Origin of the sequence: Myxococcus stipitatus DSM 14675, from assembly GCF_000331735.1 — a bacterium.
Classification (GTDB): domain Bacteria; phylum Myxococcota; class Myxococcia; order Myxococcales; family Myxococcaceae; genus Myxococcus; species Myxococcus stipitatus.
The window spans coordinates 350,301-365,366 of sequence record NC_020126.1 but is presented as its reverse complement, the minus strand read 5'-3'; the positions used below and the strand labels follow the sequence as shown (position 1 = coordinate 365,366).

At 69.1% G+C, this 15,066-nt stretch carries 11 protein-coding genes and 1 tRNA gene; 1 reads left to right on the top strand and 11 read right to left on the bottom strand.

The genetic code is table 11. The features are described 5' to 3' along the window. The 4 genes from MYSTI_RS01420 to MYSTI_RS01405 form a co-directional block, all read right to left on the bottom strand. Window positions 1-2,223 (bottom strand): zinc-dependent metalloprotease, encoded by a 2,223-nt coding sequence (locus tag MYSTI_RS01420; protein WP_144369958.1) that lies wholly within the window; start codon window positions 2,221-2,223, stop codon window positions 1-3. Window positions 2,224-2,482: 259 nt separating this feature from the next. Then, entirely contained in the window at window positions 2,483-3,064 is a 582-nt protein-coding gene (locus MYSTI_RS01415; protein ID WP_015345907.1) for a thioredoxin family protein, read from the bottom strand. A 58-nt stretch (window positions 3,065-3,122) separates the two neighbouring features. Further along, window positions 3,123-5,441, bottom strand: coding sequence for a protein-disulfide reductase DsbD family protein (locus tag MYSTI_RS01410; RefSeq protein ID WP_015345906.1), 2,319 nt, complete (start codon window positions 5,439-5,441; stop codon window positions 3,123-3,125). Window positions 5,442-5,648: 207 nt separating this feature from the next. Continuing rightward, window positions 5,649-6,905 carry a vWA domain-containing protein gene (locus tag MYSTI_RS01405; RefSeq protein ID WP_015345905.1) on the bottom strand — a complete coding sequence of 419 codons (1,257 nt, stop codon included), beginning with the start codon at window positions 6,903-6,905 and terminating at the stop codon, window positions 5,649-5,651. 1,001 nt (window positions 6,906-7,906) lie between these two features. Between MYSTI_RS01405 and MYSTI_RS01400 the strand changes: the two genes are divergently transcribed. Then, window positions 7,907-10,087: a (Fe-S)-binding protein gene (locus MYSTI_RS01400; RefSeq protein ID WP_015345903.1), complete on the top strand. Its 2,181-nt coding sequence runs from the start codon at window positions 7,907-7,909 to the stop codon at window positions 10,085-10,087. A 61-nt stretch (window positions 10,088-10,148) separates the two neighbouring features. On the opposite strand, the gene MYSTI_RS01395 is transcribed toward MYSTI_RS01400, so the two are convergent. The 7 genes from MYSTI_RS01395 to MYSTI_RS01365 all read right to left on the bottom strand — a co-directional run bounded on the left by MYSTI_RS01395 (window position 10,149) and on the right by MYSTI_RS01365 (window position 14,849). Beyond that, window positions 10,149-10,703, bottom strand: coding sequence for a DUF2378 family protein (locus MYSTI_RS01395; protein ID WP_015345902.1), 555 nt, complete (start codon window positions 10,701-10,703; stop codon window positions 10,149-10,151). 195 nt (window positions 10,704-10,898) lie between these two features. Continuing rightward, on the bottom strand, window positions 10,899-11,366 hold the full coding sequence (locus MYSTI_RS01390; RefSeq protein WP_015345901.1) for an ankyrin repeat domain-containing protein: 468 nt from the start codon (window positions 11,364-11,366) through the stop codon (window positions 10,899-10,901). Between the two features lie 78 nt (window positions 11,367-11,444). Further along, a complete protein-coding gene (locus tag MYSTI_RS01385) occupies window positions 11,445-12,419 on the bottom strand; it encodes a TolB family protein (RefSeq protein ID WP_015345900.1) in 975 nt (324 codons plus the stop codon). Between the two features lie 132 nt (window positions 12,420-12,551). Beyond that, window positions 12,552-13,079, bottom strand: a complete 528-nt coding sequence (locus tag MYSTI_RS01380) for a non-proteolytic archaemetzincin-like protein (protein WP_015345899.1) — start codon at window positions 13,077-13,079, stop codon at window positions 12,552-12,554. A 66-nt stretch (window positions 13,080-13,145) separates the two neighbouring features. Further along, window positions 13,146-13,216 (bottom strand) — tRNA-Gln (locus MYSTI_RS01375). Between the two features lie 173 nt (window positions 13,217-13,389). After that, on the bottom strand, window positions 13,390-14,547 hold the full coding sequence (locus tag MYSTI_RS01370; protein ID WP_015345898.1) for an RtcB family protein: 1,158 nt from the start codon (window positions 14,545-14,547) through the stop codon (window positions 13,390-13,392). Next, complete coding sequence (locus tag MYSTI_RS01365) at window positions 14,544-14,849, bottom strand: ribosome-binding factor A (protein WP_267881077.1); 306 nt, start codon at window positions 14,847-14,849, stop codon at window positions 14,544-14,546. Before MYSTI_RS01365 ends, MYSTI_RS01370 begins: the two co-directional genes overlap by 4 nt. Window positions 14,850-15,066: the final 217 nt, after the last annotated feature.

Here is a 15,066-nt window from a genome sequence, read left to right as displayed (position 1 = left end):
TCAGCGGAAGTAAGGCGAGTTCGCCACCTCGATGCGCTCAATCAGCTCCAAGGTCCCCAGCAGCGTCTCGCCGCTGAGCTGAGGGAGCCGGGCCGTCAACTCGGCGTGGGAGTCCCTGAGCACGCCATAGGCGGTGAGCGTCTGGAAGGCTTTCAACATCTCCACCATCCGCCGACGCGTGGCGAAGTCTCGCACGCCATCCACGTCGAGCAGGATGCCCTTCACATCCGAGAGCACGGCCTGGGTATAGGCGGGGGTGGAGGGCGGCGGATTCGGAAAGGGGAAGTAGTACGGGGACAGCTCCTCGACGTAGAGGAACCCCAGGACCTCCAGGACCATCGCGTTGGCGCGCGCCACGTACGCGGCCCCCTGTCCCGCGGGAACCTGGAGCGGAGGGCGGAGCTGCTCCATGAGGAGGTTGTAGGCGCGCACCTGCTCCTGCTCCGTCCCTCCTCGCACGAAGTCCCTGGGCCCCCCGAGGTCGAAATCGGACAGCGGGTCGGGACCTTCTCCCCTCAGGATGCGGGCAATCCCTTCGCGCATCAGTGGCGTGTAGAAGCGCGTCAGCGGGTCATCGAAGCGGTCCCTGCTCCTGCACTTCGGGCTCCGCCCCGCAGGGTCGCGATTCGGTTCCGAGCAGAACAGGCCCGTGGGCAGGTCCGGTGACAGTCCATACAAGTAGCGCACGGCCTCCACGTCGAAGGGGCCGGGCCGCAGGACGTGGATGGCGTCCAAGTCATGCGTATGGTCCATGACCGAGCTCGTGCGAGGTGTCGCGGGTGTTCCGTCATACGCCAGCGAGCCGGCGAGGTTGTGCGCGAGCCCCAGCGTGTGCCCTGTCTCATGCATCACGAGGCGCGTGACGTACCGCTCCATCTTCTCCTTCCTGGAGAGTGACGCCCACGCGGCGCGGTCCTCATCCGTCAGTGCGCCCAGGTCCCCTGATGTGAAGTCGTCGGCGCCCTCCTGTTCGCAGTAGGCCTCCTTGGCGGGCCCGCCCCACGTCAACCTGGGGCGAGGCAAGCGCGCGGCGGGCGCGGCGACAGGCGCTCTCGCCGAGGCGTCATCCGAGAAGAGTCGATCCGCTTGGGCAAGCCTTCCCGCGCCAAAAACGAAGAGGGCACGGCGAAGCTCACCGGTGTTCGGGTTCTCCTCCATGTCCGCGAACGCGCCGAGATTCTCGATGTACGGGTCGAAGACAGCGAAGTTCTTGTCGCTCTCCCCGAAGTCCATCGACGCGTCCGCCAGGACCGCCTCGAAGACAGGAAAGCCGAAGGCCTCGTTCCAGCTCTCGATGCCTCGCTCGATGGCACCCACCAGGTCGAGGTCCTGGTAGCGAGGGTCCTTCTTCAGCTCCAGCAGATTGCGAGTCACGTACCAGCGGATGGGCTGCATCCCTCGGTGGATGTTCCACTTGACGACCTCCCGCTGCCGCTCGCCCGTGCCGGACACCAGGCGCCCCGTGTTGATGAAGTAGTACGGCCGCCGCGGCTGCAGCGTCCGGGTGTAGCCCACTCCCTCCTGGTACTTGCTCAGCGACAACACCACCGTCCCCACGAAGCGCGTGGCGCTGTACTCCGCATACATGTCCCGGTCCTCGGGGATGCTCAAGCGCCCGGCGAAGACCTCTTCGAACATGACGCCCTGAGAGAAGCGACGGAAGCGCTGGGCGAAGCGGTGCTCCATCAGGAAGTCCACCCCCCCGAACCACCGGTCCCCCGCCACACCGAGGCGGCCAAGCCCCGAGGCCGGGTCGAAGAGCACGTACTGGTCCGAGCCCGGCAGCCGGTTGAACGGGGCGTAGTCCGTCACGATGGGATACGCCTCCAGCGGGATGTCTGGCTTCTCGTTGCCTCCGAGCAGGCGCCCATCGCGCGCGTCGAGGAAGAAGAGCCGGCCGTTGTACTCCTTCATCCGCACCACCTCGGTCCGCAGGAACCGAGGCATTCCCCAGGCCGCACCATCCGGGAAGAAGTGCCGCATCGTCGCCGACCAGAACCAGCGCTGGGACAGCTCGCTGCGACGGATGGCCAGGTAGAAGGAACGTTCTCCATCCCCCACTCCCCCCACCTTGCTCCGCAGCGCCGCATGCTCCGCGGACAAGGCGCCCCGAGGGACCTCGACGAGGTCCTCCCCCAGCACCAGGTCCAGGCCAGGGGGCTCCGCGGAGGGCCCGGCCCCGGAGCAGCCCGCGCCCAGCACACCCCACAGAACAGCCAGCACGGCCCCAAGACTCCGCCGTGGCAGACAGGGCTTCCGCATCCGGTTCCTCCTGGAAAGAGAGTCCCCAGGGAGTGCCAAGAACGGTCCCTTGTCTTGAATCAGGGCTTCCCGCGACGCGAGCGATTCTTGCCGCCTGGAGGGTAGGCTTTGCGCCACCGCGAGCGCGCCTGCTACGCGCGCGGGCGCGCGACACCCGGAACACGAAGGGCCTGCCTCCCGGGTGGGAAGCAGGCCCTCGGCACGACAGTCACGCGTGTTCTCAGCTCTTGTACTTCACCGAGCAGCCATACGGCGTCGTGGTCGCCGCGGGCACCGGCTTGCCGTTGAGCACCGCGTCCACCGCGGTCTGCACGTGGTTGACCTTCTTCGCGTTCTTGCCGCGCGGGTCGTCGTCGATGGCGCCCGCGTAGCGGACCACGCCCTCGCCATCAATCACATACATGTGCGGAGTCGTCTTGGCGCCGTACGCCTTGCCCGTCGCGCCGCTCGCGTCCTGGAGCACCGCGTAGGGGAAGGCCTCCTTCTTCTTCCAGTCCGCGGACTTGTCCGGCGTGTTGTGCCCCGTCGAGTCCACCGCCAGCCACACCACCTTCTTGGCGTCGAAGCCCTTCAGCGTGTTGGCCATCGTGTCCGCCTCGTAGTGGCGCTTCACGAAGGGGCACTCGGGGTTGGTCCACTCCAGCACCACCACCTTGCCCTTGTACTGCGACAGCGAATGCTCCTTGCCCGTCTCGTCCTTGAGCGTGAAGGCCGGAGCGGGCTTGCCCACCTCCGCATCCGCGAGAGCGGGCAGACCCACGAACACCGAACCGAGCGCGAGAGCGGCGAAGACCTGCTTCATGGCGTTCCTCCTGACTGCATGACTGGGGTTGCTGCGGAACTGCGGATGACCGTGTGAATCAAGGCCGAGGGAAGCCCGCGGAACACACCACCTTCGAGCCGTCCTGCCGCCGCGACTTCGAGCACTCCGACGCGCGCTTCACCGAGTCCACGACGGAGTCCACCGTCAGCAACTCCGACAGCAGCTCGGGCTTGTCCGGCGCCCCAGGGCTCAGCATCAAGTACATGGGAACTCCCGCGCGGCCGTGCTCCGCCAGCTTCGCGGTGATGCGCGCATCGCGACGCGTCCAGTCCCCCACGAAGAAGGCCACCTGGTGCTCCACGAAGGCGGCCCGCACCTCGTCGCGCGAGAGCACCGTGCGCTCGTTGAACTTGCAGGTGAGGCACCAGTCCGCCGTGAAGTCGATGAACACCGGCTGCCCCGCCGCCAGCGCGGAGGCCACCGCCTCCTCGCTCCACGGCGCCGCCAGCCCCATCGTCGAGGACGCCGAGGCAGCCCGCGCCTCCGGCGCCGTGTCATCGAAGCGCAGCGCCGCCACGCCCGAGCCCAGCAGCACCACCACCGCCATGCCCAGCGTGGCCCACTTCCGCCCGCCTTCCTGGAGCTGCGACTGGCCATACACCCACGTCGCCAGGCTCACCGCCACGAGGAAGGCCAACAGCCGCGTCATGCCCTCCACGCCCGCCAGGCTCCCCATCACCGACACCAGCCACACCGCCGTGCCCAACAGCGCGAAGCCCAGCACCTGCTTGAAGCGCTCCATCCACGCGCCCGGCTTCGGCAGCTTCTGCGCGAGCCCCGGCACCAGCACCAGCAGACAGAACGGCAGCGCCAACCCGAGGCCCAGCGCGATGAAGACCGCCAGCACCGTGAACGGCCCCGCCGCGAAGGCGAACCCCACCGCGGTGCCCAAGAGCGGCGCGGAGCACGGCGTGGCCAGCACGACGGCCAGCACACCCTCGCCCGCGCTGTGCATGAGGCCGTGGCTCTGGTCCACCTTGCCCGCGAGCGCCGTGCCGTCCAGGCCCACGTTGAAGACCCCGAAGAGGTTGAGCGCGAAGGCCACCAGCACCGCGCACACCGCCGCGACGAAGAGCGGCTCCTGGAACTGGAAGCCCCAGCCCACGCCCGCGCCGCCCGCGCGCACCGCCAGCACCGCGCCCGCGAGCACCAGCATGCTCGCCACGATGCCGCCCGCGTACGCCGCCGCGTGCGCGCCCACCCGGCCCTGCTCCTGGCGCACCATGCGCGTAAAGCCATACGCCTTGAGCGCCAGCACCGGGAACACACACGGCATCAGGTTGAGCAGCGCGCCGCCCAGGAACGCGAACAGCAGCGCCATGCCCAGCCCCATGGAGGACTCCGCGGGCGCGGCCGGAGCACTCGCCACCGGCTTCACCGCCGAGAGCGAGTCCTTGATGGACGGAGCCTTCGCCACGGGCGCGGCCGGAGCGGCGGCCTGGGCCACGGCGAAGGGCGCCATGGGCAGGTCCACTTCCAGCGGCTGATAGCCCGCGGCTGAGGTCCCCAAGCGCAGCACCCCCTTGAACCGAGGCGTCTCCGCCGGCGCGTCCGGCTCCGTCTTGCCCTTGAGCGCATAGCGCCCCGGAGCCGTCTGGGTGAGCGACACCTTGGCGACACCGGGGATGCGCTCGGCGACGAAGAAGTCCTTCTCCGCCGTGGGCACCACCGCGCCACCCGCCGACTTCACGGTGACGGTGCCGGAGAACTCCTGGCCCGCGGACAGCTGCTTCGCGTCCAGCTCGAGCGCCACCGTGTGGCCCGTGTCCGCGACGGGACGCGGCACCTGCGAGCGCGCCGTGTCGAAGAGCGGCGTGGTCTCCGAGTCCACGAGCGTCTTCGGCCCCACGGGGATGGAGCGCGTGAGCATCAGGTCCGCGGGGATGCAGTGCACCTCGCACACCAGCGCGTTGATGCCGGCCGACAGGTTGAGCGAGCCGGTGAGCTGCTCGGACGCCTTCGCCTGCCCGAAGAGGAGCACCTCACCGTCGTAGCCGTGCGTGACGATGAAGCCATCCGGCGTGCGGAAGGTGTTGGGGAAGGGCCACTGCAGCGGGCCCACCGTGGTGCCCGGCGTGTCCCACGCGACGTCCGTCTCCAGACCGGAGTCCCCCGGGTTCTTCCAGTAGATGTGCCAGCCCGGGTCCAAGCGGAAGCGCACGCCCACGCGAAAGGTATCGCCCGGCTTCACCTCGGTGGCGTCGACCAGCAGCGAGGCCTCGACGCGAGGGTCCCCTTCATCGGGCGCCCCCGAAGCCACCGCGGACGGAGGCAGCGCGGCATGCGCCACCGCCGCCATCCACCACATGCCGATACCGCCCACCAGGGCGAGCCTCTTGGACACCCGTTGCCTCATGCGCCTCCCGTTAACCCACCCGGCGCCGGCTCGCCAGCACCAGACGGGCACCCCTTCCGCGCCAGAACCTTCCAGGCAACCCGGCATTCCCCAAGGCCGCTCGCCTCACGCGGCGCACAGGCGCAGGGCAACCCCACGAGATGACACGAAGAGGACACCCCACCCGCTCCAGCGGGATGAGCAATCGACCGGTCAGGCGCCCGCGCCTCAGTCCTCTGATTTCCAGGGCGTCTGCGCGGCCACGGGCGGGATGATGCCCACGCGGCTCAGCGTGATGCGAGAGACCTCCGCGTGCGCGCGGCGCATCACCAGCGCGTTGGGGTGCGCGGCGCGGCGCTCGATGATGCGGCGCAGGTCGGCCAGCCGAGCCAGGTGGCGGTGCGGCGGCACTTCCGGAGCGTTCAGCCTCACGAGCTTCGCGAGCGCCACGTCCGCCTTCCCCAGCGCGACCTCCGCCACGCTCGTCTGATTGCGCCGGCTCAAGGCCAGCCACGCGGTGCCCTCCTCCTCCGCCATGTCCAGCTCCGCAGACACCGCGCGGACGAAGCGGCCCTGTGCGCTGTCGGGCAGCACGCGCGTCACCTGCACGGGCACCCGGCGCGTGTCGCTTCCCTCGACGTAGGAGGCCGTCACGCCCAGGCTCCACTCGGCCGAGTCGAGCGCGCCGGTGAAGAGCACCCACCGGGGATAGGCCCACGACACCGCGCCCAGCGAGGCGCTCATCGCATCGCCCTCCACACGCGAGGGGAACTGGTGACGGCAGCGAAGGTCCGCGAAGCCCGAGGGCAGCACGTAGACGCGCGCCTCCGACGCCACCTCGCCGAACAGCTCCGCCGCCAGGGAGCCCATCGCCGGCGTCAAACCCTCCGGTCCATCCACGTGGCGGTGGCCCGTACCCGAAGGACCGGTCAGCGCCTCCAGGATGCCCGGCAGGTAGTGACGCCCCAACCCCAGCGCGTGCACGGAGACACCCGACTCCACGATGCGCGCGCCCAGCGTCTTGAAGTCGGAGACGTGCGAGGGCCCCACGGACGGCTCGCCGTCGGTGAGCATCAGGACCTGCGGCCGAGCCCCCGGCACCAGCACGCGGCGCACCGCATCCGCGCCGCGCTCGACGGCCTCGAACAGCGCGGTGCCTTCACCCGACTCCAGCTTGGAGAGCGCCTTGAGGAGCTGCGCCTTCGCGACGGCGTCCATGGCGCGCACGGGCAGGAGCTGCTCCGGCTCCGCGTCGAACGTCATCAAGCCCAGGTAGTCGCGAGGACCCGCGCGGTCCACCAGCGCCTGGGCCGCATGCACCGCCGCGTGCAGCGGCGCGCCGCGCATGGACGCGCTGATGTCCAACACCAGGTTGATGGCCACGGGGGCGCGAGGAGCCTCCGCGTCCGCCTCCAACGAGACGAGCAACAGCACTTCCCGGCCCTTCTCGCCGTCGCGCTCCACCGCCAAGGCCGTCTGCTTCATCCGTCGTGCTCCCGAGCGAGCCCACGAGACATTGTGCCGCGAAACACCCCCGTGGCACGACGTCCCCCGCGGCCAGAAGTCTCATGGGCCACGACAGGCAGACCTGAATGCTCACGGGAGGGCGTCCACGACGAGGATGTCGGCAGACCTGCCCTGGAAGCAAGAGGGGGAGCCCACACCCTGGCTCAACCCACACCCTGGCTCAATCACCACCCACGGATACGCCCCCGCGCGTCACCAGCCGCGGGGGCCACACTTCACTCGCCGCCGGCGTTCCAACCGCCCCAAGATTCCTCGGCGTAACCCCAGGCCCGGCCTCCAGGAGAGCCATCCACCGGGGTCACGGACTCGCTCTCACCGTCTTCCGCGAGGTCCGCGTACGGCAGTCCCTCATCGTCCATGTACGTGGTGTCATCGTGAACCATGTCTGGCTCCTTCGAGCGCTCCGCTTCACCGACGGTCAGCGGCCTTGCGGCTCGCCTCCTCGCGGGCGCTTCCCTGTTCGGCCCTCGCGGGTCCGCCCCATGCGGTACCCGGCCACCTGCTCGTTGACCGATTTACCGAACATGGTGCGCATGTTGCGGCGCATTGTAAAGCCCTTGGGACGTCAATCTTCCGACCACCCCTTGGAGCCCGTGGCTGCTCGCCCGCCTCTCTGAAAACAACTCAGTGATTCCAATGGGATGACGAAGCGTTGAGCGGTGAACACGCCCCCAGGCCGTCGTACAAGGTAGGACCGACCCGGGCCGGGGGAAACCCTACATCAGTCAACACTTGGCGCTTTTCAGCGGCCGGTACGTCCGGCGCCCGTTTCAGTAAATTGGTGTATCCCGCAAGCTTGCTCGCTTGTGGCGTTGTCTCCGTGCTTCACTCCCGGACAGCTCGCCCGCTCCAAGCTTGATTCGAAAATCACCCCTGTTAGGGTTGACGGGCACTCACGTTTTGCCGCGTCGCGGCAACGGGCCTTCCGCCGCGTACCCCCAGAGGTCCTCCGAGTCCCAATGAGTCCCATCATCACCGGCCTATTGCTTGCCATCGCCATCCCCATCTTCGTGATGACCCTGTCGGGTCGCGCGGGCGTGTTGCTCGCCATGAAGAAGGAGAACCGGCTCGACAACATCCCGCTGAGGCTCAAGCGGCTCGCGCTGTTCGGGTTGGGCCAGAAGCGTCTGGTGGACCCGGAGGAGTTCACGCCCGGGTTGATGCACGTGCTCATCTACGGCGCGTTCATGGTGCTGTCGGTGCGCACCGTGATGCTGTTCGCGATGGGCTTCTCCTCCACGGCGCTGGAGGTGCTGACGGACCTGACGCACCCGTTCTGGACGGACAAGGCGGCGCTGGTCGGCGTGTACCAGGTGTACCTGCTGGCCAAGGACGTGGTGGCGGCGGGCGCCATCCTGGGCTGCGCGTACTACGTCTGGATGCGCTGGAAGGTGAAGCCGGACCGCATGTCGCAGTCCTGGGAGGCGTACCTCATCCTGGGCTTCATCTCCGGGCTGATGGTGTCGGAGTTCTTCTTCGGCGGCAGCCACCTGGTGGCCGCGCGACTGGCCTCGCCGAGCAGCCCCATGTTCATATGGTGGGAGCCGTTCACCAGCCTGGTGGGCATGGCGATGCTGCCCCTGGGGGGCACGGCCGCGCACGCGCTGGGCGTGGCGGGCTTCTGGATTCACCTCTCCATCATCCTGGCGTTCCTGAACTTCCTGCCCATCGGCAAGCACTTCCACATCATCACGGGCCTGCCCACCGTCTTCTTCCAGCGCACGCACTCCACCGGCAAGCTGCCCACGCCGAACCTGGAGAAGGAGGAGTTCGGCGCGGCCACGGTGAAGGACCTCACGTGGAAGCAGGGCATGGACCTGTACTCCTGCACGGAGTGCGGCCGGTGCCAGACGCACTGCCCCACGTACATCACGGGCAAGCCGCTCACGCACAAGGCCGTCAACCAGGACCTGAAGCATTGGATCTGGGAGCACGAGCGCTGGGTGGAGGAAGGCTACGGCCCCAACGGCATGAAGGAGGCGCTGCCTGAAATCGTGGGCACCGCGCTGTCCGCCGAGACGGTCTGGGCCTGTACGAGCTGCGGCTGGTGCGAGCAGGCGTGTCCGGTGTTCATCGAGAACGTGCCGCGCCTCATCGACATGCGCCGCTACCAGGTGCAGGTGAAGGCCGAGTTCCCGCCTGAAATCCAGCGCGTGTTCGAGGGCATCGAGCGCCAGGGCAACCCCTGGGGCCTGGGCCAGGACCGGCGCGACGAGTGGGCGGAGGACCTGGCGCTGCCCACGTGGGGCGACGGCGGAGGCCCCTACGAGTACCTGTTCTTCGTGGGCTGCGCGGGCAGCTACGACGACAAGCAGAAGAAGGTCAGCCGCTCGCTGGTGAAGATCATGCGGGAGGCGGGCGTCAGCTTCGCCACGCTGTCCAAGCAGGAGATGTGCAACGGCGAGACGGCGCGCCGCATGGGCAACGAGTACCTCTACCAGACGATGGCGAAGACCAACGTCGAGTCGTGGAACTCGATGGGCGTCAAGGCGGTCATCACCCAGTGCCCGCACTGCTTCAACACCATCAAGAACGAGTACCCCGAGTTCGGCGGTGAGTACCGCGTCATCAGCCACACGGAGCTCATCAACGAGCTGTTGCGCGACAAGCGCATCAAGCTGTCGGCGGTGATGAACACCAAGCTGACGTACCACGACCCCTGCTACCTGGGCCGGCACAACGGCGTGTACGACGCGCCTCGCGAAGTGCTCAAGGCCATCCCCGGGCTGGAAGTGGTGGAGATGCAGCGCAGCCAGCGTGAGGGCTTCTGCTGCGGCGCCGGTGGCGGCCGCATGTGGATGGAGGAGCACATCGGCACGCGCATCAACCACAACCGGTTGAACGAGGCGGCGCTGACGCTCAAGCACGCGGAGGACCCGACCACCCCGTACCCCGACGCGGCGGACAAGAAGAAGCCGGGCCAGGTGGGCGACTACAAGGAGAAGGGCGGCACCGGCATCGTCGCGGTGGCGTGCCCGTTCTGCTCCACGATGCTCGGCGACGCGGTCAACGACACCGGCCGCGAGGGGAACATCAAGATCAAGGACATCAGCGAGCTGGTCGCCGACGCGATGGAGGTTCGCGGCGGTGGCGCGGGGGGCGTGACGCCCGGCGCGACGCTGAGCGCCAAGCCGGAGTAGCCCTCTCGGAGCATGCAGCACCGCGCGGCCCCTCGGACCTTCCGTGGGGCCGCGTCTCGTTTCACACGGACCACTCCAGCAGGTAGGTGCCGGAGTCCCCCTCGCGGCACAGCAGCGTGCAGCGAGGCGAGGTGGCACCGGCCAAGAGGAGCACCGCCTCCAGCACGCCCACGTAGTACGTGGGCCTGTCATTCAGGTCGCTGAGCCACAGCTCCGCGCGGCACGGCGCGACGGGCCTCACATGCGAGCGGATGTAGTTGCCGGTGCCCGGAAACGCATGGTCCAGCTTGGCCAGGGCGAACTGCGGCCCCAAGGCGCGCGCCCCCACGCCCAGCATCCGCCCCAGCACCGTCGCGAGCAGGCCCTCCATCACCGTGTGCCCCAGCCGACGCCAGGCCTCGTCGAGCGGCGCGTCCGGCCACAAGTCGCGCAGCACGATGTTCTGCCAGCGCAGCCACGTGGCCACCGGGTACGTCGGCCGGACGGGACGAGAGCGGTCCAGTCCTCCCGCCGACAACGCGCGCCAGGCGCCCTCCGACAGGCGCTCCTTGAGCGCGATATCGAAGAGGCCTTGGATGGTCACCCCCTGGACCAACTTCGGCTCGAGTGTCTCCATGCGGAACCCCACAAGGGACCTGTCGTCTGGCCAGCATGCGCCTGTCTCCCCCTGAAGACGCGGCGCCCCACCCCACCTCGCGGCCCGACGACCGGCTGACAGCCCTTCAAGGTAAACGCGAAGCCTCGCGCGTGGTGGCACTCACCTCATGCCTGGAAGGTGGTGAACGTCACGACTGTCTGGCGTCAGACGCGCTCAGGGCTTGCGAGGTTTGCTCGCGCGCAGCAGTCGCTCCAGCCGCTTCGCCGGGCCGTCATCGCCCAGCTTGCCCGCCACGTAGGCCGCCGCCGACGCCAGCTTGTGGCGGAGGTCATCCGGAGGAGGCGCGGGAGGCGTGGACCGGGAGCCCGACGTGTTCGCGTCCATCAGCGCGCGCACCATGGCCGCCTCTTCATCCGTCGCGGAGCCCGCCAGCAGACGCACGCACTCCTCGTGGCCATGCGCGGCGGCCAGGATGATGGCGGACTCACCGACGGCGTTCGTGAGCGACGGGTCCGCGCCCGCGTCCAACAGCAGCCCCACGAGTTCGTCATGGCCCTCGCGCGCGGCCACCATCAGCGGCGTCTGCCCCTCCGCGTCGAACGGGTTGGGGTCCGCGCCCGAGTCCAGCTGGGACTCCAGGGACGCACGGTCAGCGGCGAGCACGGCATCGAAGAGGGACATGGAAGCCTCCGGCGACAACAAGGACAGCATCGCCCCTGGGCATGCGCGGAGGCCAGGGGCGACGCGGGATTCAGCGGACTACGACACCGGGCCGTACGTGGGCTCGGCGGCGCTGGGCACCGCGAGCGTCACGGAGTTCGACGGGGCAACACCCACCGTGGCCCGGTAGATGCCCGGGTCTCCGCCGCCCGCGTCCACGAAGAGGAAGCCGACCTGGGTCGTGCTCGTCCACACAGGCCAAGTCTCCTGCGCGCTCACGCCACCGTAGTTCGTCACGCGGCGCACCATGCCGACGCGGCCGTTCGACAGCGGCGCGACATACGTGCGCACGCCGCCAGAAGAGCCACGCCCGTCCAGCACCACCTGGGTGCCATCCGGCGACACGGCGATGCGGTTGGCGACGGTGGACACCTCACCCAGGCCCGTCGTGTAGACGATGCTCCCGGACGTCAGCGGGATGAACGCCACCTGGTTGAACTGCTGCGCGCTGGTGCCCGCGGGCGCCACCACCGCGGTGCCGTTGGGCATGAAGGACGGCGCGCCGTAGGCGATGACGTTGTTGGGCGTGAGCTCCTGGAAGCCGCTGCCGTCCGTGTTCACCCGGCCCAGCGCCGTCTGGGAGTTGTTGCCCGCGGTGTAGACGAAGACGACGCTGCGGCCATCCGGGCTGAACGCGGGCGTGCGGAAGTTGGAGCAGCCGCGCGGGCACGCCGGGTCGTTCGCGCTGAACAACGTGGCCACGGTGCCGCCCGTGGAGGGAACCGTCAGCAGCGAGGTGCCCGAGGCGCCGCGCTGGACGAAGACGATGCTCCGGCCGTCGCGCGACAGCGAGGGCCAGTAGGCCCCGCCCACCGAGGTGAGCCGCTGCGGAGTGTTCGGGTCGCCCTGGTTGTCCACCACGTAGACGTTGCGGTCGTCCTCGCGCACGAAGGCGAAGCCCTGGCGGAAGAGGACTCCGCCCGTGCCACCGCCGCCGCCGTCATCGTCGAGCGGCTCGCAACCACTCAAGAGCCCCACCGCCAGAATCCCACCGACAAACCACCGAGTGCCCATCTTCACAGGTGCTAGCTCCACGTCTCCGGCCCGGTTGAAATGGCCCGCAGTACAGGGCGCGGAGACTCGGACGTCAACGCATCCGGAAGCATTCAAGGAGGCTCGGGCGGGAGGCCCGCCCGCCGGCCTCACTCACCGGTTGAGCTTGATGAGCTCGTTGCGGCACTGGTTGCAGAGCGAGAGTTGCTTGCGGTCACAGTCCTGGGGGGACTGCGCGAAGAACATCACGCACCGAGGGTCCTCGCAGTAGGACAGACCCAGGAGGTGGCCGGCCTGGTGGACGACCTCCACCTGGATTCGCCGGCGCAGGTGCTCTCCGTCCGCGCCCTGGCGCAGCCGGAACACACTCACCACCGCCGTGCGAGACTCCCGGTCCGCCTCTCCCAGGACGAACGGCGAGTCCGGGACGAAGAGGTCCACGTCCGTCAGCCCCAGCACCATGTGCTGCCCCGGCTCCATCATCGGCGTCAGCCGCCGCATGATGGCGTTGCAGTGGTACTGGGCGCGGTCCTTGTTGAAGGCATAGGCCGGAGTGGGAAGTACCGTCTTCGACGACACCGAAGCAGTCCCCATCTGCGCAGCCAGCGGATCCTGGAGGTCTTTCAACAGCGGGGCCGTTTGGCTTCCCACGGAGACCAGCAGGAGCGTCTTCTGCGGCATCGGGCCACCGTCCTTCATGCACGCGGACGGACGCGCTGGCTACCGCGTCCCCCCGGAGCGGATTGACTGGGGCGCAAGGATTCGAACCTTGATACTCAGAGTCAAAGTCTGATGTCCTGCCATTAGACGACGCCCCAGCAGGTTCGCACGTGTACTTCTGGCGGCCGATTCTACGGCATCTGCACGAACTCGGGAACCCACTCTGACGCAGGTCGTGCGCTTCTCGTGGATCACCCCCCGAAGAGCCGCCCGTGGTGCTTCTGAATTCCACCACGGGTGAACTAGGCCCTCCGGGGGGCACCACTGAGCCTCAGCCCTTGAGGACGGCCATGGGTGTCAGCCGCCGTACAGGGGTGACGAGGTCCGCCTCGTCCTCGAGCACCTCCACGATGTCGCGGTAGGCGGCGGGGGCCTCCTCCACGAGGGCCGCCGCGCGCCCGGAGTCGTGCACCACGCGACGCAGCGCCTGGGCCAGCGCGGCGGGGCGGATGCGTGCGCGGGCCTCCCGCCGGGTGAGGACGCGGCCGGCGCCGTGGGAGCAGGAGTGGAAGGCGCGAGGCTCCGCCCGGCCCTCCACCACATAGGAGGCGGTGCCCATGGAGCCTGGGATGAGTCCTCGGGCTCCCGCCTCCAGGCCCATGGCCCCCTTGCGATGCACCCAGAGCGGCCGGCCGAAGTGCCACTCCCTGGACACGTGGTTGTGGTGGACATCCACGGTCGACGCCGCGTCGGGCGCCACCTCCAGTGTCGGAGCGAGGACGGACAAGGCCCTGGCCGCCAGCGTGTCGCGGTTGGCGCGGGCGAAGCGACAGGCGAGCTCCAGGTCCGCGAGGCAGGCGGCCCCCTCCGGAGTGTCCAGCCGGAGACCGGGCAGGCTGCCCTCCCCCAGCGCCCGAGCCACGCGCTGATGATGGTCGGAGATGGCCGCGCCCACGCCGCGCGAGCCGGAGTGCACGAGCAGCCAGAGGTCTCCCACCGCGTCCCGGTCCAGCTCGAGGAAGTGGTTGCCTCCGCCCAGCGTGCCCAGGTGTCGCGGCGCGAGCCGCTCCCACGCGTGGCGCAGCTTCTGGGTGGACAGCGGCGGGGCCTCCAGCTCGGGAGGAAGCGCGAGCCCCCGGCCTCGGTGCGTGGCGTCACCCACGGGGATGACCTGGGCCAGCCGCTCGAGCAGCTCGCGCAGCACGTCGGGGCCCAGCGAGGCGGCGGGGGACTCGAAGCGGTACGCGCTCACGCCGCAGCCCAGGTCCCCGCCCAGCGCGCCGGGCACGACATGGTGCTCGGTGGCGAAGACGGTGCCCACCGCGATGCCCTCGGAGACGTGGAGGTCCGGCATCGCGGCCACGTGCTCGACGACATACGGCTGCGCGGCGAGGTGCCGGAGCTGCTGCTCCGCGCCAGGAGGAGACCTTCGCGCCCAGACGAGGATGGGCACGGCGCCCGGCTCCGCGGGGAGGAGTCGAGGACTCATCGCGCACCTCCTTCCTCGCCACCGTCCAGGGCGAGCCCCAGGAAGGTGAAGCGAAGCTGAGGCACCCGCTTGAGGTCCAGGTGCTGCGCGAGCTGCGAGCGCAGGTAGCCACTGGCGCGGACCAGCGTCTCCTGGACTTCGCGCGGGCTCGACGCGGACTCCGAGGCGAGGGTGTAGCCCAGGTGGATGAGCCGGCCATCCGGCGTCAGCTCGAATGACGCCAGTCGGACGCCTTCGAGCCTCGGGTCGGACAGCGCGTCCCGGAAGAGGAGGGAGACATCTTGGAACAACGTGGACTGCACACGCAGATGCCGCGCGGAGACGGGTTCGAACGACGACCCCGGGCGGGAACGACGATTCCTGGAAGAAGACATGAATGGACGAAGATTTCCCGGCGGGTACGCCGGGCCACAGTGCACGGTGAACAGCGACTCGCGTGCGGCTCCGTCTCGAGCGCCCTCCGTGAGGAAGGAGCTCAGCGTTCGAGAGACAGGCGCGACGCGAAGCGACCCCAGACAC

Bases quoted from the DNA above. Each gene is read 5' to 3' on its own strand.
- MYSTI_RS01395 (WP_015345902.1), bottom strand. From the start codon at position 10,703: ATGGAGACACTCGAGCCGAAGTTGGTCCAGGGGGTGACCATCCAAGGC.
- MYSTI_RS01380 (WP_015345899.1), bottom strand. From the start codon at position 13,079: ATGCCGCAGAAGACGCTCCTGCTGGTCTCCGTGGGAAGCCAAACGGCC.
- MYSTI_RS01405 (WP_015345905.1), bottom strand. From the start codon at position 6,905: ATGAAGCAGACGGCCTTGGCGGTGGAGCGCGACGGCGAGAAGGGCCGG.
- MYSTI_RS01410 (WP_015345906.1), bottom strand. From the start codon at position 5,441: ATGAGGCAACGGGTGTCCAAGAGGCTCGCCCTGGTGGGCGGTATCGGC.
- MYSTI_RS01370 (WP_015345898.1), bottom strand. From the start codon at position 14,547: ATGAGTCCTCGACTCCTCCCCGCGGAGCCGGGCGCCGTGCCCATCCTC.
- MYSTI_RS01415 (WP_015345907.1), bottom strand. From the start codon at position 3,064: ATGAAGCAGGTCTTCGCCGCTCTCGCGCTCGGTTCGGTGTTCGTGGGT.
- MYSTI_RS01385 (WP_015345900.1), bottom strand. From the start codon at position 12,419: ATGGGCACTCGGTGGTTTGTCGGTGGGATTCTGGCGGTGGGGCTCTTG.
- MYSTI_RS01390 (WP_015345901.1), bottom strand. From the start codon at position 11,366: ATGTCCCTCTTCGATGCCGTGCTCGCCGCTGACCGTGCGTCCCTGGAG.
- MYSTI_RS01400 (WP_015345903.1), top strand. From the start codon at position 7,907: ATGAGTCCCATCATCACCGGCCTATTGCTTGCCATCGCCATCCCCATC.